The following is a 2237-nucleotide window of genomic DNA, read 5'->3' on the forward strand; positions in this document are numbered from 1 at the left end:
GTGCGGGCGGCCGAGTACCGGGCCGACCTCGGCGCCGTGCTCACCGGGCACGTCGACGGCCTGCGGCGCATCCTGGAACGGCGGCTGTCCTTCGACGTACGCGCCGACATCGTGCCCGTCGGCGCCGACGCCGCCGGGGTGCTGGAGGTGCCGCCACTGGACCGGCCCACACTCGCCGGCTGGTACCGGCACGGGGTCAGCCCCGGTGAGACCGGCAACGCCGTCCTGGTGGGACACGTCGACGCGCCGTCCGGCCCGGCGGTCTTCTTCGACCTCGGTCGGCTCCGCGCGGGGCAGCAGGTACAGGTCACCCGCGCCGACGCACGGGTCGCCACGTTCACAATCGACGACGTCCGCGCGTACCCCAAGGAGCACTTCCCCACCAACCTGGTCTACGGCCCGGCGGACGCCGCCGGGCTGCGCCTGATCACCTGCGGCGGCCGGTTCGACGCGGCCACCGGCAACTACGTCGACAACGTCGTCGTCTTCGCCACCCGCACCGGCTGAACCGCGCCGCCTCCCCGCTGTCGGGAGCCGGACCCTGGTCGGCAGAATGCGGTGGCACCATCCCCTGATCGGGACGGTGCGCCGGCGACGGGGAGGCACGCGGTGGATCAGCGACCGGTACGGGACCGGACCGGTCGGGGCGTACGCGCCCTGGCCCGTCGACTGCTCGGACGGGTCGAGGGCGACTCCTCCACCCCCCGCCGGTCCAACCCGGACGCGGTGGTCGACTGCGCCGTCTACGTCAACGGCCGCCGGGAACCCGGTCAACCGCACTACGCCGACGCGTACGCCCGGGCGCGGCACGGCCGCGACGCCTTCGTGTGGCTGGGACTGCACGATCCCGGCCCGGCGGTGCTCGCCGCGGTCGGCCAGACCTTCGGCCTCGACGAGCTGACAGTCGAACAGGCGCTCGCCGACGGGCACCGGCCCACAGTGCAGCGCCACGGTCCGGTCACGCTGCTGGTCCTGCGCACCGCCGGCTACGTGGAGCACGACGAGCTGACCGACACCTCCGAGGTGATCGACACCGGGGACGTCATGGTGCTGCTCGGTGACCGCTTCGCCATCACTGTGCGGCACGGCGCCGCCGGGGCGCTGCGCAGCGTCCGCGCCGACATCGAGCGCCGCCCCGCGCTGCTGGCCGCCGGCCCGTGGGCGGTGGCGTACGCGGTCTGCGCCCGCATGGTCGACTCCTACCTGGAGGTGGCCGGGCACGTGGAACGGGACCTGGAGCGGGTCGAGGAGGCGGTGTTCGCCCGCGACCGCAGCGCCGACATCCAGCACATCTACCAGCTCAAACGGGAGGTGGTGGAGTTCAAACGGGCGGTCCTGCCGTTGCAGGCGCCGATGCGTACGCTCCTCGAACCCGACGGCGCACCGCGTGCCCTGCACCGCTGGTTCGTCGACGTCGACGGCCGGCTGAGCCGGGCGGTGGATCGGGTGGCCGCGTACGACGACCTGCTCACCTCGATCGTCCAGTCGCGACTCGCGCAGCTCGCCGTCGAGCAGAACAACGACATGCGCAAGATCGCTGCCTGGGCGGCCATCGCCGCCACCCAGACCGGCATCGCCGGCATCTACGGCATGAACTTCAACCACATGCCCGAGCTGGCCTGGCGCTACGGCTACGCCGGGGCCCTCACCCTGATGGCGGCGGCGGCCCTGTTCCTGTACCGACTGTTCCGGCGCTCCGGCTGGCTGTGAGGCCCGCCGACGGGCCGCTCAACGGTACGCGGAGAGGAAGGCGCGGATGCGGTCGCGGGGTTTGTCGGTCAGCTCGGGGCCGTGGGTGAAGGCCGCGAGGTCGTAATCCAACTCGCCGAGGACGTGCGCGGTCTCCCGGGTCATCTGGAAGTCGCTGCACAGCCACTTCATCGGCCACCGGACGCCGAGCACGTTGAACAACGCGTCCCCGGTGATGAGAAGGCGAGTCGGCTCGTGCAGGAGCGACACATGCCCGGGCGAGTGCCCGGGGGTGTGCACCACCCGCAGGCCACCACCGACGTCGAGCAGGTCCCCGTCGGCCAGCGGCTGGGCCACCTCGACCGCCGGAAACCGGCCGCTGTTGAGCCGGGCGAACCCACGCCGTGGGAGTCAGCGTTATTCTCATGGGGATTCGCGCCGGGAGTGGCGCATCCCGCGAGTACCTCTGCGCCAAGGGCCACCAGTTCGAGGTGCCGTTCGCCGTCGACGCCGAGGTCCCGACGACCTGGGAATGCAAGTTCGACGGC

General features: G+C 72.3%; 3 protein-coding genes and 1 pseudogene. 3 read left to right on the forward strand and 1 reads right to left on the reverse strand.

The window, feature by feature from the left end; genetic code table 11:
• On the forward strand, positions 1 to 507 hold a 507-nt coding region (locus tag AB0C20_RS36000; RefSeq protein WP_357569696.1), incomplete at its 5' end, for a class F sortase.
• Between the two features lie 102 nt (positions 508 to 609).
• A complete protein-coding gene (locus tag AB0C20_RS36005) occupies positions 610 to 1710 on the forward strand; it encodes a magnesium and cobalt transport protein CorA (protein WP_357569697.1) in 1101 nt (366 codons plus the stop codon).
• A gap of 18 nt (positions 1711 to 1728) precedes the next feature.
• Here the strand turns inward: AB0C20_RS36005 and AB0C20_RS36010 are convergent, their stop codons facing one another.
• Positions 1729 to 2046: an MBL fold metallo-hydrolase gene (locus tag AB0C20_RS36010; RefSeq protein WP_357569698.1), complete on the reverse strand. Its 318-nt coding sequence runs from the start codon at positions 2044 to 2046 to the stop codon at positions 1729 to 1731.
• Positions 2047 to 2141: 95 nt separating this feature from the next.
• On the opposite strand from AB0C20_RS36010, the pseudogene AB0C20_RS36015 reads away from it, so the two are divergent.
• Positions 2142 to 2237: pseudogene (locus AB0C20_RS36015) on the forward strand (RNA polymerase-binding protein RbpA); the annotation flags it as partial.

Source organism: Micromonospora sp. NPDC048843 (assembly GCF_040649965.1).
Classification (GTDB): Bacteria; Actinomycetota; Actinomycetes; order Mycobacteriales; family Micromonosporaceae; genus Micromonospora; species Micromonospora hortensis.